This is a genomic window from Micromonospora sp. NPDC049662, assembly GCF_040675055.1.
In the GTDB taxonomy this organism is placed as follows: domain Bacteria; phylum Actinomycetota; class Actinomycetes; order Mycobacteriales; family Micromonosporaceae; genus Micromonospora.
The window spans coordinates 89,039-112,948 of the sequence record NZ_JBFAOC010000005.1; the positions used below are offsets into that span (position 1 = coordinate 89,039).

Sequence of the window (23,910 nt, forward strand, 5' to 3'; positions counted from 1 at the left end):
CGGAGTCACGCCCCGATGACCTGTTGGAACTTGCCCTCGTACTCCTTCTCCTGCTTCTCGTCCAGGGCCATGAAGACCTTGGACTTCGCCAGCAGCGCGTCGTCCGGGAAGATCAGCGGGTTGGCGGCCAGATCCGGGTCGATCTTCTCCATCTCGGCCTGGGCGCCCTTGACCGGGCAGATGTAGTTGACGTACGCGGCGAGCTTCGCGGCGACGGCCGGCTCGTAGTAGTAGTTGATCAGCGCCTCGGCGTTGCCCCGGTGGGCGGCCTTGTTCGGCACCATCATGTTGTCGCTGTAGAGCATCACGCCGGAGTCGGGCGCGACGAACTGCACCTTTTCGTTCTCACTGGCGAGCTGGATGACGTCCCCGGACCAGCCGATACACGCGGCGATGTCGCCCTTGGCCAGGTCGGGCGCGTAGTCGTTGCCGGTGAACTTGCGGATCTGCCCGGAGTCGACGGCCTTCTTGAGCTTGTTGAGCGCGTCGTCGAACTGGGCCGCCGTGAAGTTGGACGGGTCGTGACCGTTGGAGCCGAGCAGCAGACCCATCGTGTCGCGCATCTCACTCAGCGCCGTCACCTTGCCCTTGAGGTCGGGGCGGGTCAGCAGCTCGTCGACGGTCCGCAGCTCCTTGGTGACGCTGCCGTTGTACGCCAGCCCGGCCAGGCCGGACTGCCACGGGATCGAGATCCGGTTCTCGGTGTCGAAGGGGCGCTTGAGCAGCGACGGCAGCAGGTTCGCCGCCACGTTCGGGATCTTCGCCGGGTCGAGCTTCTGGATCCAGCCGAGCCGGATCATCCGGGCCGCCATCCAGTCGGTCAGCACGATGATGTCGCGGTCGGTGCTCTGACAGGCGGCCAACTGGTTCTGCACCTTGCCGAAGAACTCGTTGTTGTCGTTGATGTCCTCGGTGTAGGTCACCTGGATGCCGGTCTTCGTGATGAACTCGTCCAGGCTCGGCCGCTTGGACTCGTCCTTCTCGTCGACGTCCATGTACTGCGGCCAGTTGGAGAAGGCGAGCTTCTTCTCCGTAGCGGACAGGTCCTCGCTGACGCAGCCGGCCTCGGTCTGCTGGGCGCCCTTGGTGCCACAGCCGGCGAGGCTGCCGCCCGCGGCGAGGAGAGCGGCCGAACCGAGGGTGCCGGTGAGCAGTCCACGCCGGGAGAGGGGCCGGAGGGGAGTACGCATGACGACTCCTAGGGGGTCATCGTCGGCGGCGGGACGGGGGAGGCACGCCGGCGGGAATGTCGGGAGGGTCGAGTGCCAGGGAGCACTGATCCTGACATGAGGAAACCTCCCTTACAAGGGATTCCGTTGCGGGATTAGCAGTTGACGACGAAATACGCCAGACTGCGCGGGGACACACGCGCGACATCACGATTCGGGACATGGGGAGCGCACGATGACGAACCGGCAGCACGAGAGCGGCGGCGGCGGTCGCCGTGTCGCTGTGCGTGAAGGTGCCAACCACGCTCTGCTGGACGACGTGGCCAAGCAGATCATCGAGCAGCTTCAGGAGGACGGCCGCCGGCCGTACGCCACCATCGGCAAGGCGGTCGGCCTGTCCGAGGCGGCGGTCCGCCAGCGGGTACAGCGACTGCTCGACTCCGGCGTCATGCAGATCGTCGCCGTGACCGATCCCCTCCAGCTCGGCTTCCCCCGCCAGGCGATGATCGGGCTGCGTACCGACGGCGACCTGGAGGCGGTCGCCGACCGGCTCGCCGAACTGGACGAGGTCGACTACGTCGTCATCACCGCCGGGTCGTTCGACCTGCTCACCGAGGTCGTCTGCCGCAACGACGACCACCTGCTGGAGATCCTGCAACGGCTACGCGCGGTGCCCGGGGTGCTCTCCACCGAGGCGTTCGTCTACCTCAAGCTCCGCAAACAGACCTACACCTGGGGTACGGCCTGACGACTCTCGGTTGATCGACCCGGGTTGCAGGAAGTCGGGGTGTCCGCGCCGCTCTGATGGCCCCGGCTTCCGGGAACCCGAGTGCCCTGATCCGACCCCGCGCGTCGATGCGGAATCCGTTGCCCAGACTGCCGTCACTCGCTGATTCCGTCGCACTCGGGCATCTAGGCCACTGATAACACTTGCCGAAGGGCACCGGACTGTGCGATAACCGTGGACAGAGCGGCCGGCTTCACCCCTTGACCGGCCCGACGATCGATGGGGCTGACATGGCCGACGCCACCGACCACCTCTGGATGCACTTCACCCGGATGGCGAGCTACTCCGCCGGCGAGGTGCCGACCATCGTGCGCGGCGAGGGCGCGTACATCTGGGACGCGCAGGGTCGCCGCTACCTCGACGGGCTCGCCGGACTGTTCGTCGTCAACGCCGGTCACGGCCGCACCGAGCTGGCCGAGGCCGCCGCCAAGCAGGCCGGTGAGCTGGCGTACTTCCCGCTCTGGTCGTACGCCCATCCGACGGCCGTCGAGCTGGCCGAGAAGATCGCCTCGCTCACCCCGGGCGACCTGAACCGGGTCTTCTTCACCACCGGCGGCTCCGAGGCCGTCGAGGCGGCGTGGAAGCTGGCCAGGGCGTACTTCAAGCGCACCGGCCAGCCCAACAAGTACAAGGTTGTCAGCCGCTACATCGCCTACCACGGCACCTCGATGGGCGCGCTGTCGATCACCGGTCTGCCGGGCATCAAGAGCGACTTCGAGCCGCTGGTGCCGGGCGGGATCAAGGTGCCGAACACCAACTTCTACCGGGCCCCGGAGCACGGCGACGATCCCGAGGCGTTCGGCCGTTGGGCCGCCGACGAGATCGGCCGGGCCATCGAGCGCGAGGGGCCGGACACCGTCGCCGCCGTCTTCCTGGAGCCGGTGCAGAACTCCGGCGGCTGCTTCCCGCCCCCTCCCGGCTACTTCGAGCGGGTCCGGGAGATCTGCGATGCGTACGACGTGCTGCTCGTCTCCGACGAGGTGATCTGCTCGTGGGGTCGGCTCGGCGAGTACTTCGGGGCGGTCCGCTACGGCTACCAGCCGGACATCATCACCACCGCCAAGGGCATCACCTCCGGGTACGCCCCGCTGGGCGCGATGATCGCCAGCGACCGGCTCATGGAACCGTTCCTGACCGAGACCGGCATGTTCGCCCACGGGGTGACCTTCGGCGGGCACCCGGTGTCCTGCGCGGTGGCGCTGGCCAACCTCGAGGTGTTCGCCCGCGAGGACCTCGTCGGGCACGTACGCGCCAACGAGGACGCGTTCCGCGCCACCCTGGAGAAGCTGCACGACCTGCCGATCGTCGGCGACGTCCGAGGCGACGGCTACTTCTACGGCATCGAGCTGGTCAAGGACAAGACCACCCGGGAGACCTTCGACGAAGCCGAGTCGGAGCGGCTGCTGCGCGGCTTCCTGTCCACCGCGCTGTTCCAGGCAGGCCTCTACTGCCGGGCCGACGACCGGGGTGACCCGGTCATCCAGCTCGCCCCGCCGCTGATCGCCGAGCAGCGACACTTCGACGAGATCGAGCAGATCCTCCGGACGGTGCTGACCGAGGCGTGGACACGGCTCTGACCGTGCGCTACCAGGAGCTGTCGTACTGGCTGTCCAGCCTGGACGAGCCGCTGACGCCTCGGCCCCCGTTGCCCGGCGACGCGGACGCCGACGTGGTGATCGTGGGCGGCGGCTACACCGGGCTGTGGACGGCGTACCACCTGGCTCGGGCCGACCCGACGCTGCGGGTCGTCGTCCTGGAGAAGGAGATCGCGGGGTACGGGGCGTCCGGGCGCAACGGCGGCTGGTGCTCCGCGCTCCTGCCCACGTCGCTGACCGGGTTGGCCCGCCGGCACGGCCGCGACGCCGCGGTCGCCATGCAGCGGGCGCTGCATGACACCGTCCGCGCGGTGGGCCGGGTGGTCGCGGCCGAGGGCATCGACTGCGACTGGGCGGACGGCGGCACCGTCACGCTCGCCCGGACCGGTCCGCAGCTCGTCCGGGCCCGGGCCGCCGTGGACGAGGCCCGCGCGTTCGGCTTCGGCGACGACCACCTGACGCTCCTCGGCCCCGGCGAGGCCGCCGCCCGTTGCGCCGCTGAGGGGGTACGCGGTGGGACGTACACCCCGCACTGCGCGACCGTGCACCCGGCGAAGCTGGTGCGTGGTCTCGCGCGGGCGGTGGAACGCCTCGGGGTGAGGATCCACGAGCGGACCACGGTGACCGCGATCCGGGCCGGTGCGGCGGTCGCCGAGGCGGGCAGCGTGCGGGCGTCGGTGGTGGTCCGGGCCACCGAGGGGTACACGCCCATGCTGCCTGGCCTGCGTCGCACGGTGGCACCGGTGTACTCGCTGATGGTGGCCACCGAGCCGCTGCCGGAGCACGCCTGGGAACGGATCGGCCTGGCGGAGCGGGAAACGTTCTCCGACCACCGGCACGTGATCATCTACGGCCAGCGGACGGCCGACGGGCGGTTGGCCTTCGGCGGGCGCGGAGCGCCGTACCATTTCGGGTCCCGGATCTCTCCCGGCCACGACCGGGAGCCACGGGTCTTCGCGGCGCTGCGGCGGACCCTGGGCGAGCTGTTCCCGGTGCTCGGGCCGGACGTTCCGGTGGCGTACACCTGGGGTGGACCGCTCGGGGTGGCCCGGGACTGGACCGCCTCGGTCGGGTTCGACCGGGCCAACGGGCTGGCCTGGGCGGGGGGCTACGTCGGGGACGGCGTGGGTGCCAGCAACCTCGCCGGCCGCACCCTGGCCGACCTGATCCGCGGCGAGCGCACCGAGCTGACCAGCCTGCCCTGGGTAGGCCACCGCTCCCCGAACTGGGAACCGGAACCCCTGCGCTGGCTGGCGATGAACGCGGCCCTGCGCCTCATGACCAGCGCCGACGCCAAGGAAACCCGAACCGACCGCCCCTGCCGAAGCGCCAAAACCCTCGCCCGCCTCCTGGGCCAGTAACCGCTGCGGCTCAGTGGTTGGGGGGGATTACCCGGAGGTGGCCTCGGCGGCCGGTCTGGTGGGGGTTTTCCGGGCGGGGCTGGTCGGGCTCCGGGGGGCGGGGCGCCGGGCGGGCCGCCTCCCGGACCGCCTCGGCCAGCGCGACCAGGTCGTCCGTGGTGGGCGGGGGCGGCTCGAACTCACCCTCGTGCCGGACCACGTCCCAGCCGCGCGGCGCGGTGAGGCTGCGGGCGTGCTGCTCACACAGGTCGTACGTGTGTGGCTCGGCGAACGCCGCCAACGGGCCGACCACGGCGGTGGACTCGTTGTAGACATAGGTCAATGTGGCGACCGCTTGCCGGGGGCAGCCGTTACGGGAGCAGCGCCGTGGTGACCTCACGTGCGGCAGGGTATCCCCATTACCGGGTCCGGCGCACCGGTTCGCGTTGCGACACGCCCGTCGCGGTGATCACAATTCGCGGTTCGGGTCGCGCCGCGCCACGCTGGCGGCGGTGCCGCTGGCCGACCCGGCACGGGGGCTACCCTTTGCCTCATGACGAGCCCGGAACACCGCCGCCCCGGCCCCGGCCGGCGTGCGCACCGCGACCGGCACGGGCGTGGCCTGCGCGGGCGCCTGGTGCCGGCGACGGTGCCGCTGGCGCGGACCAAGGCGGAGGTCTTCGACGACCTGGTGTTGGACACCGTCGAGACGTTGGAGCGACGCTTCGCCAAGGAGTTGGCCGGCGTCGAGTTCGCGGTCGAGGACGTCCCGCCGGACCTGAACGTCTACGACTCGGATGTGCTGGAGGACGGCGAGGTGCCGCTGGCCCGGCTGCTGCCGGGTCGCCCCGGCCGCCAGGAGGTGCCGCCCCGGATCGTGCTGTACCGCCGACCCCTGGAGTTCCGGGCGATGGACCGCGAAGATCTCGCCGACCTCGTCCATGACGTGATCATCGAGCAGGTGGCGAACCTGCTCGGGGTCGACCCCGACGAGCTGGCCTGAGCCGGGCGGCCCCCACCGCCTCGACTCCGCACCACCCCCGACGCCGTACCGATCAGGCGGCGCGCCGCTTCAACTTGCGCCGTTCCCGCTCCGAGAGCCCACCCCAGATACCGAACCGCTCGTCGTGGCCGAGAGCGTATTCGAGGCATTCGGTCTTGACCTCGCAGCGCGAGCAGATTCGCTTCGCCTCGCGGGTCGAGCCGCCCTTCTCGGGAAAGAACGCCTCGGGGTCGGTCTGCGAGCACAAGGCCCGCTCCTGCCACTCCGGCGCGTTTCCGAGCAGGTCGGCCACCTCAAGCTGGCCGTCCATCAAATGCCTCCTTGTCGCGCACCGGCGTCATCGCCGCTGCAACCCCCCACGCGAAAGGCGTGCGTGTCCGTCCGGTCCCGTTTTGTTGCGTTCCGTGCGAACAACCCCATTCAAATTACACGCGTGTAATGCGTGCGCCGTCAAGCCAAACTTGATAATGGAGTCGCCCTCCCGACAACCCTGGCCGGCCACCAGGACCGTCCAGCCTCGCAACCTGCCCTATCGATTCAGACCCCGGCCGAGTAACGCCCTCTCCGGCGAGTTGCCCGACTTTTCTGCCGTGGCGCTCCCCCGGACGGCCCGCCGACCGTGGAGCACGGGTACCCCCTCCGCAAAGCTGATCTTGGTGGGGGACAGGTTAACGCGGCGCGACGCAGACCGCCCGTCCAGCCGTGGACAGCGTTCGCACCCCGCCCACAATGTGGACGGGGTGCGAGGGGAAACAGGGTCCGTCGAGGTCAGCCGGTAGCCCCAAAACCGCTGCTCGGCCAGGCGAACTCGGCTATTGCTCCACCATGGACAGAAACCGTCCCCGCTGACGTGTTTTCATCCCACCAGACGGTATACATGCCCTCGGGCAGATCGGGGTAGACCGCACTGTGGAACGAGCCGTCCCGGACCCGGCGCTCCCGGACCGCCGAGTGGACCCGCCGATCGTCACCGCGGCTGATCTCGATCTCCCGGCCGTGCAGATCCCGACCGGTGTAGATGATCAGGGCGCCGGTGTCGCCGCCCAGGTCGAGGACGACACTCCCCGTCTCCGACGGACCGTACGTGTGTTCGTGCATCGCTACTCCCCCGCCCGACGTCAGGACGACGCCGGCGGGTTGTTGAACCCGTCGTACGGCGTACCCAGGTAGGGGAAGTTCGCCAGGAACGGCGCCGTCACGTCGGCGGCGCTGAGCCCCGGGGTGACCGCGCCAGCCGCCGCGTCCGGGCGGAACGTCTTGTCCACCAGCGGTACGGTCACCCCGGCGATCGCCCGCAGCGCGATGCTGACCACGTCGTCACCGACCCGCCGCCCGTTCGGGAAGCCGGCCAGGTCGCCGCCGAGCACCCCGAACCGGTCCGGCCGCCGGTTCGGCGCGATGGCCGTGTTCAACCGCAGCATGTCGGCCTGCACATCGCCGGTGGCGTTCGTGAAGCCGTCGATCAGACCAGCGGGTACGCCGGTGAGCAGGATCGCCACCAGGTCGGCCCGCGCCTTCTTGGACTTGTTGAGCTTGTCCAGGTTGGGGAAGACGTCCGGGTAGAGGGCCGGCAGCAGGGCGGCCAACTCGGGCTGCTCGACGAAGCGGGCGAACCGCTTGTCCTCCGACGGTGGCAGCGAGTTCCACAGGTCCTTCTTGGACATCGGCACGATGACCTCGTTGAACAGCGGATTGCCCAGCCGGGAGACCTGGGTGAACGGACCGGTGGAGGTGTCCGCCCCACCCCGGTCGCCGAGCACCCGGACCTGCCGGCGCGACGCGGACGTCCACACCCCCAGCACCGACGCGGCGTCCGCCGGACCGTACCGGTTGGCGCGACGACGTACCTGCTTCAGCGGCACCTGCAGGGCGATGCTGTGCACGTTCATCCGGTCGGTGGCGTTGACCGGCTCCCCCTCGGCCTTGAAGATCTTCTTGCCGGCCACGTGCAACTGCTGGAACGGCCGCAGCGTACCGAGATCGAAGATCGCTCCCAGGTCGACGAAGAAGCCGTCCGCGCGTTGCCCGGCGAAGACCCGCTCCCCCGTCGACAGGGTGTACGTGGCCTGGCGTACGAGGTCGGCGTACTTCGGCGTGGACAGCGGTCCGACGTTGCACGGCGGGCAGGGGAGCTTGTGCGCGAGCCGGTGCTCCTTGCCGTCGGTGATCCGGGTCAGGCTGTAGAACTGCCGGCGGTTCCAGTTCTTGCTGTCGAGCGACTCGATCGGCCCGGTGTTGTAGAGGAAGCTGTTCGGGTTGGTGATCTCGGTCGTGAACTCGAACCGGTAGGTGACGTCGGGATGACCGTCACCGTTGTTGTCGATGTGGATCTCGTAGCGCACGTCGTCGCCGAACTCGAAGAAGTTCGGCCCCCCGGACGGAAGCTGCAACGGCACATAGTTGGCGATCAGCGTGACCGTGTCGGGCTTGTCGGGGCTCACGAACGCGTAAAGGTCGGAGCTGTCGGCGACCGGATCCTTGGCTATCTCCGGGGCCTCGCGGTGGGAAGACATGGCGGACCAACCTCACTGGGCGGGGACTGTTGGCGGACGGGGCGCTGGTCAGCGCCGGGCGAAGGCGCTGGTCAGCGCTTGGCGGCGCGGCGCAGCCGGTCCGCGAGGCCGCGGTCGCGTACCTCGATCCGGGACTCACCGACGAAGACGTCCATCGTTCCCGACGCGGCGTCGCGCAGGTGCACGACGATCGGCTCGTCGGCCCGACCCGCCGCGCCCGGCGCGTTCTGGGCGGCCGACAGGCCCGGCACGGTGAGCGCGGCGGCGCCGAGGGTGGCGCTGGCCGCGGCGGTCAACGTCTGCCGGCGGGTCAGTCGCGGCCAGGGCCGCTTCCGCTGATCAGTGGTCATGGGGAACCTTTCCGGCGGCGGCGCGCACGCGCCCGCGGTGACGGGTCCGGTGCCGCCGACCGACGTCGCCGGGCCCCTGGGGGAACACCGGCGGCGGCCCTCGCCGCGACCGCCGCCGGCACCGCTTGGTACGGCCGACGGCGGGAAAAGGTTCGACCTCAGCGCCGAGCGTGACCGTATGCGGTCGTCCGCTTGCGCGCCGGCCGCCCGGCCGCCGTCGCGATGGCCCGCAACTGCTCCTCGGTACGCGCCGAACCGTTGCCGGACCCCGCCATCCGGGAGATGGTCTCCTCCATGAGCGTGCCGCCCAGGTCGTTGCAGCCGCCCTGGAGCATCGCCACCGTGCCCTCGTCGCCGAGCTTCACCCAGGAGCACTGGATGTTGTCGATCCGGCCGTGCAGCAGCAGCCGGGACATCGCGTGCACCACCCGGTTCTCCCGCCAGGTCGGCCCGGGACGGGCGATGCCGGCCAGGTAGATCGGCGCGTTGGTGTGCACGAACGGTAGCGCCACGAACTCGGTGAACCCACCGGTACGGTCCTGCACGCCGGCCAGCACCCTAAAGTGCGCCAGCCACTGCCCCGGGTGGTCGACGTGGCCGTACATCATCGTGGAGCTGGACCGGATGCCCAGCTCGTGGGCCGTGCTGACCACCTCGACCCAGGCGGCGGCCGGCAGTTTGCCCTTGGTCAGCACCCAGCGCACGTCGTCGTCGAGGATCTCCGCGGCGGTGCCCGGGATGGTGTCCAGCCCGGCCTCGCGGAGCTGGGTCAGCCACTCGCGGACCGGCACGCCCGCCTTGGCGGCGGCGGTGACGATCTCCATCGGGGAGAAGGCGTGCACGTGCATCTCGGGCACCCGGGCCTTGATGGCGCGGACGATGTCGGCGTACCCGGTGACCGGCATCTTCGGGTCGATCCCGCCCTGGAGGCAGACCTCGCTGGCACCGGCCGCCCATGCCTCCTCGGCCCGGTCGGCGACCTGGTCGACGGAGAGCCGGTAGGCGTCGGCGTCCCGCTCACGCTGCGCGAACGCGCAGAACCGGCAGCCCACGTAGCAGACGTTGCTGAAGTTGATGTTGCGGTTGACCACGTAGGTCACGTCGTCGCCGACCGCGTCGCGACGTACGTCGTCGGCGAGCCGGCACAGCTCGTCCAGCGCCGGCCCGTCCGCCGTGAACAGCGCCAACGCCGCGTCGGTGTGGGCCGGGTCGAGCAGCGCCGCCGGGTCGTCGGCCGCGAGCCGCAACCCGGCCGTAAGGTCACGGTCCGCGCCACTGCCGGCCGTCGCCGGGGGTACGGCGACCCGTTGCGCTGCCGCCTCCGGGGTCACCTTGCCGGCGACCTCGGCCCAGTCGCCGTAGACGCTGTCGAAGTCACCGCGCCGGTCGTCAGTGCGGCCGGTGGTGTCGATGGTGGCGTGCAGATCGGTCCGCCCGCCGAACACCTCCTCCGGCTCCTGCCAGGGCCGGCCCTGCGGGAGGGCCGACTCGACCGCCATGCCGGTCGCCGGGTCGGCGAGGGCGGACACGTGCGGCAGCAGCCTCGGGTCGAGCCACGGGTCACCCGCCCGCACGTACTCGGGGTAGATCGTCAACCGCTCCCGCAGCGTGAACCCGGCCAACTCGGTGTGCCGGGCCAGCTCCTCGATCTGCGGCCACGGGCGCTCCGGATTCACGTGGTCCGGGGTGAGCGGCGAGACGCCGCCCCAGTCGTCGATACCGGCCCGCAGCAACAGGTCGTACTCGCCGGCGATGAGGTTCGGCGGGGCCTGGATGCGGGCCTTCGGGCCGAGCAGCAGCCGGGCCACGGCCACCGTGGCGGCCAGGTCGTGCAGCTCCGCGTCGGGCATCCCCCGCATCGCCGTGTCCGGCTTGGCGCGGAAGTTCTGCACGATCACCTCCTGGAGGTGGCCGTACTCGCGGTGGGCGCGACGGATCGCGAACAGCGCGTCCACCCGCTCGGCCGGCGTCTCGCCGATGCCGATGAGCAGCCCGGTGGTGAACGGCACCCCGACCCGCCCGGCGTCGTCGAGCACCCGCAGCCGGACCGCCGGCTCCTTGTCGGGTGAGCCGTAGTGCGGGCCGCCCGGCTCGGACCACAGGCGGGTCGCGGTGGTCTCCAACATCATGCCCATGCTCGGCGCGACCGGCTTGAGCCGTTGCAGCTCCGACCAGGACAGCACCCCCGGGTTGAGGTGCGGCAACAGGCCCGTCTCCTCCAGCACGGCCACCGCGCAGGCGCGCAGGTAGTCCAGGGTGGAGTCGTAGCCGCGCTCGTCCAGCCACGTACGGGCCGCCGGCCACCGCTCCTCCGGCCGGTCACCGAGAGTGAACAGGGCCTCCTTGCAGCCCTGCGCGGCGCCCTCGCGGGCGATGGCCAGCACCTCGTCGCGGTCCAGGAACGGCGCCGGCAGGCGGTGCGGCACAGTGGCGAAGGTGCAGTAGTGGCAGCGGTCCCGACAGAGCCGGGTCAGCGGGATGAAGACCTTCTTCGAGTACGTGACGACACCCGGCCGCCCCGCCTCCCGCAGCCCGGCGTCGCGGATCTGACCGGCCACCCGGAGCAGCTCGTCCAGCGCCTCACCACGGGCGGCGAGCAGCGCGGTCGCCTCGTCAAGGTCCAGCGCCCGGCCGGCGGCGGCCCGACCCAGGGCCCGCCGCACGCTCGCCTCGCTGGGGCCGGATTGGGTGCGATCAACCATCCGCTCACCCTATGCGCCCCAAACCCCCACCCAACCCACCCCCGCCCCGACAGCCCAGCCCGCCCAGCCCGCAGCCCGCGACCCCGGCCCTCGCCGATCTTGCAGTTGCTGTGGCGACACGAGGGGCATCGCACTCATCACGACAACAGAAAGTGCAAGATCGGCACCCGCTCGCCGATCTTGCACTTTCTGTGGTGGCACCTGGGGTATTTCACGCGAACCGACAACCGAAAGTGCAAGATCGGCGCGAGGTTGGCGGTGTGCAGGTCAGCGCGGGCCTTCGGGGTTGATGTGCTGGGTGCGGTCGTTGTCCTCGTTCGCGGGACGCGGGATCGCCTGGGTCGGGTCGGCAGGGCTCGGCTCGGCCGACTGACGCGGGATCGCCTGGGTCGGGTCGGCCGACGGCGGCTGCCCGAACGGTGGCGCGGGCTGCGCGAACTGCGGTCCCGGGTTGGCCGGCGGGAACGGCGGGGCGGACTGCGGGCCGGTGTGGGCCGGCGGCGCGGACTGCGGGCCCGGGTTGGCCGGCGACGCGGACTGCGGGAACGGCGGTGCTGACTGCGGGTGCGGCGGCGCGGACTGGGGGAACGGCGGCGCGGACTGCGGGGCCTGGAACGGCGGCGACGGCTGGCCGTACTGGCCCGGGAACTGCGCCGGCGGGTAGCCGCCCGGCTGACCCGCCTGCGGGTAGCCGCCCGGCTGGCCGGGGGCGGCCCAACCGGCCTGCGGCTGACCACCGGGCTGACCGGGGGCCGGCCAACCACCGGGCTGCTGCGGCCAGCCCTGCGGCGGCTGCCCGTAGACGCCCTGCTGCGGCTTGGGCTTGGGCACGTAGTAGAACGCCCGCCAGATCGTGAACACCACCCAGGCGGCCACCGCGAAGATCACCAGCCAGGCGAAGCGGGTCAGCACGCCGAGCAGCGCGTCGAGGATCTCCGCCTCGGCGAGCCGGCCGACCGTCCAGATCAGCATGGTGAGCGTGCCGAACAGCGCGCTGACCGCGTACTCGCCGAGCGCCACCTGCGTGATGAGCTTCGCCTTCGGCAGCACCGGCGCGACGTGGGTCGCCAGCAGCACGGCCAGCAACGGCAGGACCACCGCCTCCACCCCGATGAACGAGAAGAAGGAACTGCCCGCCCGACCGGTGAAGTCGGTGTAGTCGGCCGGAATGAGCAGCCGGAGCAGCCCCACGAAAAGGAACACGGCGTTCGCGCCGAGCAGGGCGAGCGCACCCAGTTCGCGCAGTGGCTTGGTCAGCTGGCGGGCCTGCGTCGCGTCGGCGGACGCGGGCTCGGCGGGGCTGGTCACGAGCTCCCCCTCGGGGCATTGACGGACAGGGCGCACGTGAGCCTAGTCTCCCCGGGCACCGGCGGACCGGAGGCGTCACGTACGCGAGGATGGTCGACATGCGCATCGTGGTTCTGGCCGGCGGCATCGGGGGCGCCCGGTTCCTGCTCGGCGTCCGGGCGTACGCCCGCGAGGTCGACGCCGAGGTGACCGCCGTGGTCAACGTCGGCGACGACCTGTGGCTGCACGGGTTGAAGATCTGCCCCGATCTGGACAGCGTCATGTACACCCTCGGCGGCGGCGCCGACCCGGAGCGGGGCTGGGGCCGGGTCGGTGAGAGCTGGACGGTCAAGGAGGAGCTGGCCGGGTACGGCGTCGAGCCCACCTGGTTCGGCCTCGGCGACAAGGACATCGCCACCCACCTGGTCCGCAGCACCATGCTCAACGGTGGTTACCCGCTCAGCGCGGTCACCGAGGCGCTGGCGAGCCGCTGGCAACCGGGCGTACGCCTGCTCCCGGCGACCGACGACCGGCTGGAGACCCACGCCATCGTCAGCGGCGGCGGTGAGCCCGCTGCCGAGGACGACCAGGGCCAGCGGGCCATCCACTTCCAGGAGTGGTGGGTGCGGTACCGGGCGAACATCCCGACCCACCGTTTCGTGTTCGTGGGCGCGGAGACGGCGAAGCCGGCACCGGGTGTGCTGGACGCCATCGGGGCGGCCGACCTGGTGCTGGTCGCCCCGAGCAATCCGGTGGTGAGCGTCGCGCCCGTGCTCGCCGTACCCGGGATGCGTGAGGCCGTGGTGGACGGCCCGGCGCCGGTGGTGGGGGTCTCGCCGATCATCGGCGGCGCGCCGGTACGCGGGATGGCCGACCGCTGTCTCGAGGTGCTCGGGGTTGAGTGCAGCGCCGCGGGGGTGGGCCGCCTGTACGGTGGCCGGTCGGCCGGCGGCCTGCTGGACGGCTGGCTGGTCGCCGAGGAGGACGCCGACACGCTGGTGCCGGAGGTGACGGTCCGCGCGGTGCCGCTGCGGATGACCGACGAGGCGGCGACGGCGGCGATGGTCCGCGCCGCGGTGGAGTTGACGTGAGGCTGGAGATCCTGCCGGTGCTGGGCATCGGCCACGTGACCGAGGGCGACGACCTGGCGGCGTTGATCGCCACCGCCGCGCCGTGGCTGCGCGACGGCGACGTGCTGGTGGTGACCAGCAAGATCGTCTCCAAGGCGGAGGGGCGCCTGGTCGACGTCCCGGCGGACGGGCCCGAGCGGCTCGCCGCACGCGAGGAGGTGCTGGCGGCCGAGACCGCGCGGGTCGTGGCCAGCCGGGGCGCGACCCGGATCGTGCAGACCCACCACGGGTTCGTGATGGCGTCCGCCGGGATCGACGCGTCGAACGTCGACAAGACCCGGCTGGTGCTGTTACCCGTGGACCCGGACGCGTCGGCCCGGGAGCTGCGCGCCGCGCTCCGGGAACGGTACGACCTCGACGTCGCGGTGATCGTCAGCGACACCATGGGCCGGCCCTGGCGGAACGGGCTGACCGACGTCGCGCTCGGGGTCGCCGGCATGCCGGCCATCCGCGACCACCGGGGCGAGGTCGACCCGTACGGCAACGAGCTCCAGCTCACCCAGATGGCCGTGGTGGACGAGCTGGCGGGCGCCGGCGAGTTGATCAAGGGTAAGTGTGACCAGGTCCCGGTGGCCGTGGTGCGGGGTTACCTCACCGCCACCGCCGCAGACGACTCCGCCGGCGCGCGTGCGCTGGTCCGGGACGCCGCGCAGGACCTCTTCTCGTTGGGCACCGCCGAGGCCCGGGCCGCCGGGCTGGCCGACGCCGCGACCCTCGTCGAGACCGTCGGCCCCGAGCCGATCGACCCCGCCACGGTGCGGCGGGCGCTCGACGCGGTGGCCGAGGTGGTCACCCCGGGCACGGTCTTCACGCTCGTCGACGAGGCAGAGGTACGCGCCGGCCTGGTCGCCGAGGTGCCCGGCTGGCCCGCCGACGCCACCGCGCTGGTACTCGGCACCGCCCCGGCGCCGGTCGACCCGATGGACCTGGTCCGCTTCGGCGCCGACCTGCACCGGCTGCGCATCGCCCTGGCCGCCGAGGGCGTCGGCTCGACGCTGCTGCCCCCACCCGCCGGCAGCCCAGCAAGCGCCGCCCTAGCCCTGTAATCCCGCCACCCGCCCGGCCCCGCCCGGCCCGGCCGACCTCGGCGTTGATCATGAAGTTATTACCCGCTGCCTCGGCGTGTCCGGGCAATAACTTCATGATGAATCGGGTGGGGTGGGGTTAGGCCTCCAGGACGGCTCGGCCCAGCGGGGTCAGCGTGTGCAGCACGGTGTTGCGGTCGCGGTGGCTGACGAGCAAGCCGGCGTTGCGCAGCACGGTGGCGTGCTGGCTCGCCGCCGCCGGGGAGATGTCGAGCCGACGGGCCATCTCACCCGTCGTACAGCCGTCGTCGCTGGCCTGTAGCACCGCGGCCCTGGTCCGGCCGAGAAGCGCGGCCAGCGAGTCACGGCCGGTACCGGTCGCGGCCGACGCCTCGCCGTCGGCGGCGGCGAGGCCGCCCAGCCGGTCCACGGGATAGACCAGGACGGGCGGCAGCGCCGGGTCGAGCAGGGCGACCGGCGTGGGTGCGCAGAAGAACGACGGCACCAGCAGCAGCCCTCGCCCGTCCAGGTGCAACTCGCGGCTGTGCGGGTAGTCACGCACCTCGAGCACCCCGCCCGACCAGCGCATGGTCGGGCGCAGGCTGGTCAGGAGGGCCTCGACGCCGCCGTCGAGGAGGGCGCGCGCACGACGGTTACGGTCCGCCGCGACGGCGGCCTGGATCCGGCTCCAGTACGGGCCGATCGCCAACGCCCGGTACTGCTCCATCGAATCCGCGAGGTGCCGCAGTGTCGCCACGTCGCCACGGGCCAGCGCGGCGGCCGAGGCGGGCAGCGGGTTCTCGGCGGCCACCAGGGTCAGGTCCCGCTGGAGCACCTCGATCGGCGTGCTGCGAACCGCTTCCAAGCCTGCCTCGAAACCTTCCACACTGGCGTACGGGGTGAGGAAGTCGGGAAAGTAGCCGCGCGGCGGATTCAGGGCGAAGAGCAGTCGGAGCTGGTCGGAGGCGATGTCCCGGCGTAGCCCACGGGTCACGGTGTGCCGCCAGGCCGACGTCAGCGGGTCGCGGTTGCGGCTCTGCAACGCGTGCAGGCTGAGGACCAACTCCCAGACCGGGTCGGCCGCCGGTGCCACCCGGGTCCGGAGGATGTCCTCGCCGGAAAAGTGGATCTTCAGCATGGAGCACTCCCGTGCCGCCGGCAGAGGGATGCCGGACGGCCATTTCGACTCTACCTGGCCGGCAGTTATCTCCATCTTTAAGCCTGGACTGAAAAACCTCGACGCCCTCGGGGACGGTTAGGCATGCTTCCAGTGCCCGCGCACGGCACCGACGCGTCCTTGACGCGTTCGACGCCGGGGCACCGGGACTGGGGAGGACCGGTGATCGGGCGGCACCACGAGGGTCTGCGGCCCTTGCTCCGCAGAGGTGCCGTCCGGTCACCCCGCCGCCGTGGTACGCGTCGCCGGCCAGGCCGAGAGCCGACCGCTCGTAGAGTGACGGGATGCCCGACACCGCGATGACCGGACCCACCGTCGACCCCATCGATCCCACGACGTTCGCGGCACTGCACGCCGACGCGGTCGCGCTGCTCGAAGGTTGGCAGCCGACCAGCTCGGCGTCGGCCGAGGCACGGGATCGCACCCTCGCATTGCTCGCCGCCGGGCCGATCGCGATGAGCCGACAACACCGCCCCGGCCACGTCACCGCGAGCGCGCTGGTACTGGACCCGACCGGGGCGCGGGTACTGCTCTGCCTACACGCCAAGTTCAGCCGGTGGGTGCAGCTCGGCGGGCACTGTGAGCCGGTCGACCGGACCCTTGTCGGGGCCGCGCTGCGCGAGGCCACCGAGGAATCCGGCATCACCGGGCTGCGCATCGACCCGGTGCCGATCGACATCGACGTGCACGAGGTGCAGTGCCAGGGCGGCTCGCGCCACTACGACATCCGGTTCGCCGTGGTCGCTCCGGCCGACGCGGTCGAGCAGGTCAGCGACGAGTCCGAGGCGCTGGGGTGGTTCCCGCCCGACCGGCTGCCCGAGCCGCTGGCCGGCGGGACCGCACAACTCGTCGAGCCGGCCCTCGCCGCCCTCCAAAGGTGGTGACGCAGCGCTGGCGACGGGAGTTCCCGTCGCCAGCGTCACGCACCGGACGTCAGATGTAGCCCTCTTCGCCGCGCTCCTTGAGCTCGTCGACCAGCAGCTTGACGTCCTGGGCCCGCTCGCGCGGACAGACCAACACCGCGTCCGGGGTGTCCACCACGATCAGGTCACGCACACCGATGACCGCCACCAGCCGACCCGACTGTGGCACCACGACCAGGTCGGCGGTGTCCCGCAGCAGCACGCCCGGCTTGGCGTCCGTGCCGAGCACCACGTTGCCCGCGTCATCCGCGGGGAGCACGTCGCCGAGGGTGTGGAAGTCGCCGACGTCGTTCCAGCCGAAGTCACCCGGCACGGTGGCCACCCGGCCCGCGGTGGCCGCGCCCTCCATCACCGCGTAGTCGACGGAGATCTTCGGCAGCGTCGGCCACACCGTGCCGAGGACATCGTCCTGCTCCGGCGTGCCCCAGGCAGCGGCGATCGCGGTGACCCCAGCGTGCAGCGCCGGCTGCTGACGGGCCAGCTCGGCGAGGAACACGTCCACCCGCCAGACGAACATGCTGGCGTTCCAGAGGTGTCGACCCGATCGGACGTACGCCTCGGCGACCTCGGCTGCCGGCTTCTCCTTGAACTCGGCCACCTGCCGCCACGGGGCGCCGTCGGTGGCCTCGTCGGTCTCCAGATAGCCGTACCCGGTCTCCGGCCTGGTCGGGGTGATCCCGACGGTCATCAGCATGCCCTGCTCGGCGCCCCGGACCGCCTCCTGGACCGTACGCACCCAGCTGTCCGGGTCACGGATCAGGTGGTCGGCCGCGAAGCTGCCCATCACCGCCTCCGGATCGCGGACCGCGATCACCGCCGCGGCCAGCGCGATCGCCGCGCAGGAGTCCCGGGGGGACGGCTCGACCAGGATGTTCTCCTCCGGCAGCCCGGTGAGCTGCCGGGCGACCGCCGCGACGTGCGCGGCGCCGGTGACCACAAGGGTCCGATCCGGCGTGGTCAGCGGCGCGAGCCGCTCCACGGTCGCCTGCAACAGCGAGGAACTGGTGCCGGTCAGCGGGTGGAGGAACTTGGGGTGGCCGGCGCGGGACAACGGCCACAACCTTGTGCCGCTGCCACCTGCCGGGATGACCGCATAAAGCATCCGCACATCATGCCCGACGCATCGTCCCGCAGTGGCACGGGTCACCACGAGGGCGCCCGAACGGTCACGAACGGGCACGACTCCACGCAGCGATGTGCACCTCGGCGCTGGACTCCCAGGTGAACTCCTTGGCCCGGTCGAAGCCGGCCTTCGCCAGCGACAACCGGCGCTGCTCGTCGTCCAGCAGGGCGGCCAGGTCGGTGGCGATCTGGTCCGGGTCCTCCGAGGTGTACGCGACCGCGTCGCCACCCACCTCGGGCAGCGACAGGCGGGGCGTGGTCAGCACCGGGGCGGCGCACGCCATCGCCTCCAGGATCGGCAGGCCGAACCCCTCGCCGTACGACGGGTAGGCGGCGACCAGCGCACCGCCGAGGAAGCCGGGCAGGTCGGCGTACCGCAGATAACCGGGGCGCAGCAGGCGCAGGTGCGACGGCACCTCGGCCACCGCGCGGTCGATGTCGTCGTCGTGCCCCTGCCCGCCGGCGATCACCAGCGCCGGCGGGTCGGTCCGCTCGGACACCGCGCGAGCCCAACCCCGGATCAGATTGGGTACGTTCTTGCGCGGCTCCTTGGCGCCGAGGAAGGCGACGTAGCTGCTGTTGCCCAGCCCCAGCCGAGCACGTACGCGGGCCTTCTCATCCTCGCTCGGCGCGTGGAAGGCGGCGTGGTCGACGCCGTGGTAGGCCACGTCGATGCGGGTCGGGTCGGCGTCGAGCAGCCGGATCAACTCGTCACGGGTGGCCTTGCTGGGCACGATCACCCGGTCGGCGCGGCGCATCGACGTCTTGATGGCGCTGCGGAAGAACGTCCGGCGAGACTTGTCGTAGTGCTCCGGCTCGGTGAAGAACGTCGCGTCGTGCACGGTGACCGTCACCGGGCACCCGGCCCGCAGCGGGCAGGTGTAGAAGGGCGAGTGCAGCACGTGCGCGCCGACCTGCTGGGCGAGCAGCGGCAGGCCGGTCTGCTCCCAGGCGAGGCGGGCCGGGCGGTGCGCCACCGCGGCCGGGGCGGGGATGATCTCCGCGCCGGGCAGCATCCGGGTGTAACGCTCCTGGTCGGTGCGGAGGCTCACCACGGCCAGCTCCACCCCCGACCCGCACACCTTGCCGAGGGCGCCGAGCAGACCGTCGACGTATCGACCGACACCACCACGGTCGGCGGGGACACTCGTGGCGTCGATGAGCACGCGGGGCGGGCGACCGGCGGTCACGGGGCGACTCCTTGCGGGTGGGTCTGTGGGGAACAACACTCCGGGGGTAAAGCCTACGCCGGAGTACGGGGCGGACGCTGACTGCGACCCGACCGTACGCCGACTTGTCATCGTCATCGAGTACGGGGCGCGGAGGCGTATCGTTCGCGCCGATGGCCGACAACATTGCCCGGGTCTTCGCCGACGCGATCGCGACCGACCCGACTCGACCGCTGCTGACCTGGTACGACGACTCCACCGGAGACCGCACCGAACTCTCCGGCGCGACCCTGGCGAACTGGGTGTCGAAGACCGCCAATCTCCTCGTCGACGAGGTCGGCCTCGCGCCGGGCACACCGGCCGGCGTCCTGCTCCCTCCGCACTGGCAGACCGCCGCCGTGCTGCTGGGCTGCTGGTCGGCCAAGCTGAGCGTCCTCGACACGCCGGGAAACGTGGACGTCCTCTTCGCCGCCGCCGACCGGTTCGACGAGGCGCAGTCCTGGCCGGCGGACGAGCGCTACGCCCTGGGCCTCGCCCCGCTCGCCGCCCCACTGCGGCAGGTGCCGCCCGGTTTCGCCGACTATGTGGTCGAGGTACGCGGGCACGGCGACCACTTCACCCCACAGCCGGGTCCGGGCCCCACCGACGCGCACCTGCTGAGCCGAGCCGAGGCCCGCGCCGACGAGCTGGGCATCGAGCGGGGCGCGCGTCTCCTGGTCGACGCCGCCCGCTACCCCGACCCGGTCGACTGGCTCCTCGCGCCGCTGACCCGGGCCGCCACGGTGGTCCTCTGCGCCAACCTGGACCCAACCCGTCTGGCTACCCGACTGTCCAGCGAAAAGGTCACCCACTCCCTCCCGTAGCCCGCACCCGCACCCCGCCCCCACACCCCCCGCACCCGCACCCGCACCCGCACCCGCACCCGCGATCTTGCAGTTTCGGTTGCCGATACGCGTGGAATGCCCCTTAGGCGGCGACAGAAAGAGCAAGATCGCGGGGCTCCAGGGCCAGGCCGGGTCGATCATGGAGTCGTGGTGGCCGAATGGCAGGGATATGCACCCCTTACGGGGCACCACAACTCCATGATCGACGCGTGCGGGGGCGGGAGCCCTGCGCGGAGCCGGGGCCTGTGGGGGTGGGGGCGATGTGGGGGCGGGGGTCGGGCGTCCGGAGCCCCGGGTCAGGGGTGGGGGCGGGACTGGGCGAAGGTGGCGAAGGCGGTCAGGGACTCGGGGTTGGCCAGGGCGCCCTTCGCCGCTGCGTCGTCGACCGGGGTGCCGGTGAGGATCTTCTTGACCGGTACCTCAAGCTTCTTGGCCGAGAGGGTTCGGGGTACCGCGCGCACCTGGTGGATCTCGTCGGGGACGTGCCGGGGGGAGAGCGCCGTACGCAGCTCACGGCTGATCTTCGTGCGCAGCGCGTCGTCCAGTTCCAGGCCGTCGGCCAGCACGACGAAGAGCAGCAGCTCGCCTGCGCCGCCCTCGTCGTCCTCCAGGTGCACGACGACCGAGTCGACGACCTCGTCGAGCCCTTCGACCACCGAGTAGAACTCGGCGGTGCCGAGTCGTACGCCGCCGCGGTTGAGGGTGGCGTCGGAGCGTCCGGTGATCACGCAGCCGCCTCGGTCGTTGATGGTGATCCAGTCGCCGTGCCGCCACACACCGGGGTAGACCGAGAAGTACGCCTCGGAGTAGCGGACGCCGTCCGGGTCGTTCCAGAAGCCCACCGGCATGCTCGGCATCGGCTCGGTGATCACCAACTCGCCCAGTTCACCGATCACCGGGGTGCCGTCGGCCGAGCGGGCCTCCACCTTGGCGCCCAACGCACGGCAGGCGATCTCTCCGGCGTACACGGGCAGCAGCGGCACTCCGCCGACGAAGCCCGTGCACACGTCGGTGCCGCCGGACAGCGACTGGAGCTGCACCTGGTCGCCGACCGTGTCGTACACCCATTGGAAGCCCTCGGCGGGCAGCGGCGCGCCGGTGGAACCGACGCCGCGCAGCGCGGACAGGTCCGCGATCTCGCGCGGCACCACGCCGGCCTTGCGGCAGGCCAGCAGGTACGGCGCCGAGGTGCCGAAGTAGGTGGTGCCGGTCTCGGCGGCCAGTCGCCACAGCCCGCCGAGGTCGGGGTGGCCGGGGTTGCCGTCGAAGAGCACGATGGCCGCGCCCACCGCCGGCCCGGAGACCAGGAAGTTCCACATCATCCAGCCGGTGGTGGTGAACCAGAAGAACCGGTCGGACGGGCCGAGGTCGTGGTGCAGGGCGAGCATCTTCAGATGTTCCAGCAGGATGCCGCCGTGGCCGTGGACGATCGGCTTGGGCAGCCCGGTGGTGCCTGAGGAGTAGAGCACGTACAGCGGGTGGTCGAACGGGACCGGCGTGAACGTCAACGGCTCGTCGGTGGGCGCGGCCAGGTCCGCCCAGTCGAGGACGCCGTCGGGCGTCGGGCCGTTCGGGTCGAGGTACGCGATGCCGACGGTGTGCCGTACCGACGGAAGGGCGACCCGGATGGCCTTGACCTCGGCCCGCCGGTCGACGGGCTTGTCGCCGTACCGGTAGCCGTCCACGGCGACCAGCACCGTCGGCTCGATCTGCTGCCACCGGTCGGTGACGCTGCGGGTGCCGAACTCGGGCGCGCAGGACGAGAAGATTGCGCCCAGGCTGGCGGTGGCGAGCAGCAGGACGTACGTCTCGGCGATGTTCGGCGCGTACGCCGCCACCCGGTCCCCGGCGGTGACGCCGAGCCGGCGCAGACCGGCCGACACCCGGCGGACCTGCTCGCGCAGCTCGGCGGCGGTGAGGGTGACCGGCGGTCGGGTCTGGCTGTGCGCGATGACGACCGGGTCGTCGTCGGCGCGGCCCGGCATGCGCAGCACGTTTTCGGCGTAGTTGAGGGTGGCGTCGGGGAACCAGTGGGCGCCGGGCATGGTCCGCTCGGCCAGGGTGGCCGTCGGCGGGGTGTGCGCGATGACCTCGAAGTGGTCCCAGATCGAGCGCCAGAACCCGTCCAGGTCGGTGACGGACCAGCGCCACAGCGCGTCGTAGTCGGCGAAGTCCAGCCCGCGGTGCTCCCGCAGCCAGCGCAGGTAGCCGCCGATCCGGGACCGCTCGAGCACGTCCGCCGGCGGCGTCCACAGCACGTCACCCACTGCTCCACCCTCCCCCCGGCCGCACGACACTGTGCATGGGCCGTGGCGCCATCTTGCCCTACCTCGAAGCGCCATTCTGCGCACCGGGTGGGCCGATCGACGCGTGCCCGGCCCACACTCCACCGCGCCAACCCATGTGGGTGGAAGGAAGGGCCCCTTCCTAACGCTTAGCGTTAGGAAGGGGCCCTTCCTTCGAGCTCAGCCGGCCCGGTGCGCCTGGATGGCCCGGCGGCGGGCCAGGCGGTGCTCGCGGCGGATCTCCGCCTCCCGGTACCGGCGTTCGTCGTCCGGCGTCTCCGGCAGCACCGGGCGGACCGTGCGCGGCGCGCCGCCGACGTCCACCCCGACGAAGACCAGGTACGCCGTGGCGACCCGGACCGGCGCGTCCTCGGCCGAGTCCCACCGCTCGGCGACCACCCGCACCCCCACCTCCATCGAGGTCTGCCCGGTCCAGTTGACCTGGGCGTGCGCGTGCACCAGGTCACCGACCCGGACGGCCTCGGAGAAGACGATCTCGTCGATCGCCGCGGTGACCGCCGTCCCGCCGCTGTGCCGGGCGGCAGCGGCGCCGGCCACGTCGTCGACGAACTTCATCAGGACCCCGCCGTGGACGGTTCCGTAGAGGTTGACGTCCACCGCAGTCATGATCTTGCTGAGGGTGACCCGGGAGTACGACGTCGGCTTGCCGGTCGGAGCGGCGGAGAGGTGCTCGGTCATGCCGGAAACGGTACGGTGCGCGGATGCGACATCTCTGGAGCTTCCTCGCCGGGTTGGTGGTGGCACCCATCACGTGGGTGCTTGTCACACTCGGGCAGGACGGGTCGAGCCGGACGGTCGACCGCTGGGTGGAGATCGGCACCTTCAACACCGCCAACCTGATCGAACCGGCCGTGTACCTCGGTGTCGGCGGTGTCCTGCTCGGGCTGCTCGGCACACTGCGTTTCTCACCGGCGGGGCCGCTGCTGGCCGGGCTGCTGCTGGTCACCCCGTACATCGGGATGTTCGTGGCACCGTTCGAGGTGCGCGACGCCATCCCGCACGAGTGGAAGGTGTTCGGTGACCCGCTGCCGCTGCGGCTGCCGGTCGAGAACGGCACGCTCTTCCTGATCGGTCTGCTGCTGCTGATGGCGACGTTCAGCGGTCAACGCTGGCGGCGGTGGCCGCAGCCGGTGACCGTGCCGGCCGCCGCCCCGGCCCCGGTGGACGCACCGCGCGGCGACGACTTCACGCTGACCGACTGGTCGTCGTCCGAACCGGCGGAGCGCGAAACCGCGCCGCTGACCCTGGGCTACCCGGCCGATCCGACGCCGACCGAGCCGCTGCCGCGCCGGGTGGGCGGCGAATCGCCGTGGTCCGCGCCGCCGCGCGGTCAGTCGCGGCCCGAGGACACCACCGAGATCCGCTGACCGTCGGGCGGGGGGGGCGGACCCCCCCCCCCCCCCCCCCCCCCCCCCCGGACGGGAGAGG

22 protein-coding genes are annotated in these 23,910 nt (G+C 71.7%); 9 read left to right on the forward strand and 13 right to left on the reverse strand.

Annotated elements, in window-relative coordinates; translation table 11 throughout:
• Nucleotides 1–5: 5 nt before the first annotated feature.
• On the reverse strand, nucleotides 6–1,190 hold the full coding sequence (locus AB0J36_RS05890; RefSeq protein ID WP_357129945.1) for a spermidine/putrescine ABC transporter substrate-binding protein: 1,185 nt from the start codon (nucleotides 1,188–1,190) through the stop codon (nucleotides 6–8).
• A 214-nt stretch (nucleotides 1,191–1,404) separates the two neighbouring features.
• On the opposite strand from AB0J36_RS05890, the gene AB0J36_RS05895 reads away from it, so the two are divergent.
• The 3 genes from AB0J36_RS05895 (at nucleotide 1,405) to AB0J36_RS05905 (ending at nucleotide 4,912) form a co-directional block, all read left to right on the forward strand.
• Nucleotides 1,405–1,917, forward strand: coding sequence for an Lrp/AsnC family transcriptional regulator (locus tag AB0J36_RS05895; RefSeq protein ID WP_355053574.1), 513 nt, complete (start codon nucleotides 1,405–1,407; stop codon nucleotides 1,915–1,917).
• A 269-nt stretch (nucleotides 1,918–2,186) separates the two neighbouring features.
• Nucleotides 2,187–3,533, forward strand: a complete 1,347-nt coding sequence (locus AB0J36_RS05900) for an aspartate aminotransferase family protein (RefSeq protein ID WP_357129950.1) — start codon at nucleotides 2,187–2,189, stop codon at nucleotides 3,531–3,533.
• Nucleotides 3,518–4,912, forward strand: a complete 1,395-nt coding sequence (locus AB0J36_RS05905; protein WP_363660150.1) for an FAD-dependent oxidoreductase — start codon at nucleotides 3,518–3,520, stop codon at nucleotides 4,910–4,912. The genes AB0J36_RS05900 and AB0J36_RS05905 overlap by 16 nt, the downstream gene beginning before the upstream one ends.
• Nucleotides 4,913–4,922: 10 nt before the next feature.
• On the opposite strand, the gene AB0J36_RS05910 is transcribed toward AB0J36_RS05905, so the two are convergent.
• Complete coding sequence (locus AB0J36_RS05910; protein ID WP_355239687.1) at nucleotides 4,923–5,291, reverse strand: DUF3499 domain-containing protein; 369 nt, start codon at nucleotides 5,289–5,291, stop codon at nucleotides 4,923–4,925.
• Nucleotides 5,292–5,444: 153 nt separating this feature from the next.
• Here AB0J36_RS05910 and AB0J36_RS05915 point away from each other — a divergent pair, with 153 nt between their 5' ends.
• Entirely contained in the window at nucleotides 5,445–5,894 is a 450-nt protein-coding gene (locus AB0J36_RS05915) for a metallopeptidase family protein (RefSeq protein ID WP_007455785.1), read from the forward strand.
• A 52-nt stretch (nucleotides 5,895–5,946) separates the two neighbouring features.
• On the opposite strand, the gene AB0J36_RS05920 is transcribed toward AB0J36_RS05915, so the two are convergent.
• The 6 genes from AB0J36_RS05920 to AB0J36_RS05945 form a co-directional block, all read right to left on the reverse strand.
• Nucleotides 5,947–6,204, reverse strand: a complete 258-nt coding sequence (locus AB0J36_RS05920) for a WhiB family transcriptional regulator (protein ID WP_007455784.1) — start codon at nucleotides 6,202–6,204, stop codon at nucleotides 5,947–5,949.
• Between the two features lie 458 nt (nucleotides 6,205–6,662).
• Nucleotides 6,663–6,992 (reverse strand): phospholipase, encoded by a 330-nt coding sequence (locus tag AB0J36_RS05925; RefSeq protein WP_357129956.1) that lies wholly within the window; start codon nucleotides 6,990–6,992, stop codon nucleotides 6,663–6,665.
• Between the two features lie 20 nt (nucleotides 6,993–7,012).
• Nucleotides 7,013–8,407, reverse strand: coding sequence for a DUF4331 domain-containing protein (locus AB0J36_RS05930; RefSeq protein ID WP_357394377.1), 1,395 nt, complete (start codon nucleotides 8,405–8,407; stop codon nucleotides 7,013–7,015).
• 71 nt (nucleotides 8,408–8,478) lie between these two features.
• On the reverse strand, nucleotides 8,479–8,757 hold the full coding sequence (locus tag AB0J36_RS05935) for a hypothetical protein (protein WP_357129962.1): 279 nt from the start codon (nucleotides 8,755–8,757) through the stop codon (nucleotides 8,479–8,481).
• A gap of 158 nt (nucleotides 8,758–8,915) precedes the next feature.
• On the reverse strand, nucleotides 8,916–11,459 hold the full coding sequence (locus AB0J36_RS05940; RefSeq protein ID WP_363660151.1) for a bifunctional FO biosynthesis protein CofGH: 2,544 nt from the start codon (nucleotides 11,457–11,459) through the stop codon (nucleotides 8,916–8,918).
• 267 nt (nucleotides 11,460–11,726) lie between these two features.
• Nucleotides 11,727–12,767 carry a hypothetical protein gene (locus AB0J36_RS05945; RefSeq protein WP_357394381.1) on the reverse strand — a complete coding sequence of 347 codons (1,041 nt, stop codon included), beginning with the start codon at nucleotides 12,765–12,767 and terminating at the stop codon, nucleotides 11,727–11,729.
• A 98-nt stretch (nucleotides 12,768–12,865) separates the two neighbouring features.
• Between AB0J36_RS05945 and cofD the strand changes: the two genes are divergently transcribed.
• Nucleotides 12,866–13,837, forward strand: coding sequence for a 2-phospho-L-lactate transferase (cofD, locus tag AB0J36_RS05950; RefSeq protein WP_357129971.1), 972 nt, complete (start codon nucleotides 12,866–12,868; stop codon nucleotides 13,835–13,837).
• Entirely contained in the window at nucleotides 13,834–14,922 is a 1,089-nt protein-coding gene (locus tag AB0J36_RS05955) for a coenzyme F420-0:L-glutamate ligase (protein ID WP_357394384.1), read from the forward strand. Before cofD ends, AB0J36_RS05955 begins: the two co-directional genes overlap by 4 nt.
• A 118-nt stretch (nucleotides 14,923–15,040) precedes the next feature.
• Here AB0J36_RS05955 and AB0J36_RS05960 read toward each other — a convergent pair whose 3' ends face one another.
• Nucleotides 15,041–16,039, reverse strand: coding sequence for a winged helix-turn-helix domain-containing protein (locus AB0J36_RS05960; RefSeq protein ID WP_357129977.1), 999 nt, complete (start codon nucleotides 16,037–16,039; stop codon nucleotides 15,041–15,043).
• A gap of 323 nt (nucleotides 16,040–16,362) precedes the next feature.
• Between AB0J36_RS05960 and AB0J36_RS05965 the strand changes: the two genes are divergently transcribed.
• On the forward strand, nucleotides 16,363–16,962 hold the full coding sequence (locus AB0J36_RS05965) for an NUDIX hydrolase (protein ID WP_357394390.1): 600 nt from the start codon (nucleotides 16,363–16,365) through the stop codon (nucleotides 16,960–16,962).
• 49 nt (nucleotides 16,963–17,011) lie between these two features.
• Here the strand turns inward: AB0J36_RS05965 and AB0J36_RS05970 are convergent, their stop codons facing one another.
• Together AB0J36_RS05970 and AB0J36_RS05975 are read right to left on the reverse strand one after the other, a co-directional pair.
• On the reverse strand, nucleotides 17,012–18,103 hold the full coding sequence (locus AB0J36_RS05970; RefSeq protein WP_357129983.1) for a sugar phosphate nucleotidyltransferase: 1,092 nt from the start codon (nucleotides 18,101–18,103) through the stop codon (nucleotides 17,012–17,014).
• 64 nt (nucleotides 18,104–18,167) lie between these two features.
• On the reverse strand, nucleotides 18,168–19,313 hold the full coding sequence (locus AB0J36_RS05975) for a glycosyltransferase family 1 protein (RefSeq protein ID WP_357129986.1): 1,146 nt from the start codon (nucleotides 19,311–19,313) through the stop codon (nucleotides 18,168–18,170).
• A gap of 152 nt (nucleotides 19,314–19,465) precedes the next feature.
• On the opposite strand from AB0J36_RS05975, the gene AB0J36_RS05980 reads away from it, so the two are divergent.
• Complete coding sequence (locus AB0J36_RS05980; RefSeq protein ID WP_357394396.1) at nucleotides 19,466–20,155, forward strand: TIGR03089 family protein; 690 nt, start codon at nucleotides 19,466–19,468, stop codon at nucleotides 20,153–20,155.
• A 317-nt stretch (nucleotides 20,156–20,472) separates the two neighbouring features.
• On the opposite strand, the gene AB0J36_RS05985 is transcribed toward AB0J36_RS05980, so the two are convergent.
• Entirely contained in the window at nucleotides 20,473–22,443 is a 1,971-nt protein-coding gene (locus tag AB0J36_RS05985) for an acetoacetate--CoA ligase (RefSeq protein WP_357394400.1), read from the reverse strand.
• 198 nt (nucleotides 22,444–22,641) lie between these two features.
• Complete coding sequence (locus AB0J36_RS05990; protein WP_355048801.1) at nucleotides 22,642–23,160, reverse strand: hotdog domain-containing protein; 519 nt, start codon at nucleotides 23,158–23,160, stop codon at nucleotides 22,642–22,644.
• Nucleotides 23,161–23,183: 23 nt separating this feature from the next.
• Here AB0J36_RS05990 and AB0J36_RS05995 point away from each other — a divergent pair, with 23 nt between their 5' ends.
• Nucleotides 23,184–23,849, forward strand: coding sequence for a hypothetical protein (locus tag AB0J36_RS05995; protein ID WP_357129996.1), 666 nt, complete (start codon nucleotides 23,184–23,186; stop codon nucleotides 23,847–23,849).
• Nucleotides 23,850–23,910 lie beyond the last annotated feature (61 nt).

What these genes read in the sequence shown, in the direction of transcription:
- AB0J36_RS05890 (WP_357129945.1), bottom strand. Translation starts at nt 1,190, where the DNA reads ATGCGTACTCCCCTCCGGCCCCTCTCCCGGCGTGGACTGCTCACCGGC.
- AB0J36_RS05895 (WP_355053574.1), top strand. Translation starts at nt 1,405, where the DNA reads ATGACGAACCGGCAGCACGAGAGCGGCGGCGGCGGTCGCCGTGTCGCT.
- AB0J36_RS05900 (WP_357129950.1), top strand. Translation starts at nt 2,187, where the DNA reads ATGGCCGACGCCACCGACCACCTCTGGATGCACTTCACCCGGATGGCG.
- AB0J36_RS05915 (WP_007455785.1), top strand. Translation starts at nt 5,445, where the DNA reads ATGACGAGCCCGGAACACCGCCGCCCCGGCCCCGGCCGGCGTGCGCAC.
- AB0J36_RS05920 (WP_007455784.1), bottom strand. Translation starts at nt 6,204, where the DNA reads ATGGACGGCCAGCTTGAGGTGGCCGACCTGCTCGGAAACGCGCCGGAG.
- AB0J36_RS05925 (WP_357129956.1), bottom strand. Translation starts at nt 6,992, where the DNA reads ATGCACGAACACACGTACGGTCCGTCGGAGACGGGGAGTGTCGTCCTC.
- AB0J36_RS05930 (WP_357394377.1), bottom strand. Translation starts at nt 8,407, where the DNA reads ATGTCTTCCCACCGCGAGGCCCCGGAGATAGCCAAGGATCCGGTCGCC.
- AB0J36_RS05935 (WP_357129962.1), bottom strand. Translation starts at nt 8,757, where the DNA reads ATGACCACTGATCAGCGGAAGCGGCCCTGGCCGCGACTGACCCGCCGG.
- AB0J36_RS05940 (WP_363660151.1), bottom strand. Translation starts at nt 11,459, where the DNA reads ATGGTTGATCGCACCCAATCCGGCCCCAGCGAGGCGAGCGTGCGGCGG.
- cofD (WP_357129971.1), top strand. Translation starts at nt 12,866, where the DNA reads ATGCGCATCGTGGTTCTGGCCGGCGGCATCGGGGGCGCCCGGTTCCTG.
- AB0J36_RS05960 (WP_357129977.1), bottom strand. Translation starts at nt 16,039, where the DNA reads ATGCTGAAGATCCACTTTTCCGGCGAGGACATCCTCCGGACCCGGGTG.
- AB0J36_RS05965 (WP_357394390.1), top strand. Translation starts at nt 16,363, where the DNA reads ATGCCCGACACCGCGATGACCGGACCCACCGTCGACCCCATCGATCCC.
- AB0J36_RS05970 (WP_357129983.1), bottom strand. Translation starts at nt 18,103, where the DNA reads ATGCTTTATGCGGTCATCCCGGCAGGTGGCAGCGGCACAAGGTTGTGG.
- AB0J36_RS05980 (WP_357394396.1), top strand. Translation starts at nt 19,466, where the DNA reads ATGGCCGACAACATTGCCCGGGTCTTCGCCGACGCGATCGCGACCGAC.
- AB0J36_RS05990 (WP_355048801.1), bottom strand. Translation starts at nt 23,160, where the DNA reads ATGACCGAGCACCTCTCCGCCGCTCCGACCGGCAAGCCGACGTCGTAC.
- AB0J36_RS05995 (WP_357129996.1), top strand. Translation starts at nt 23,184, where the DNA reads ATGCGACATCTCTGGAGCTTCCTCGCCGGGTTGGTGGTGGCACCCATC.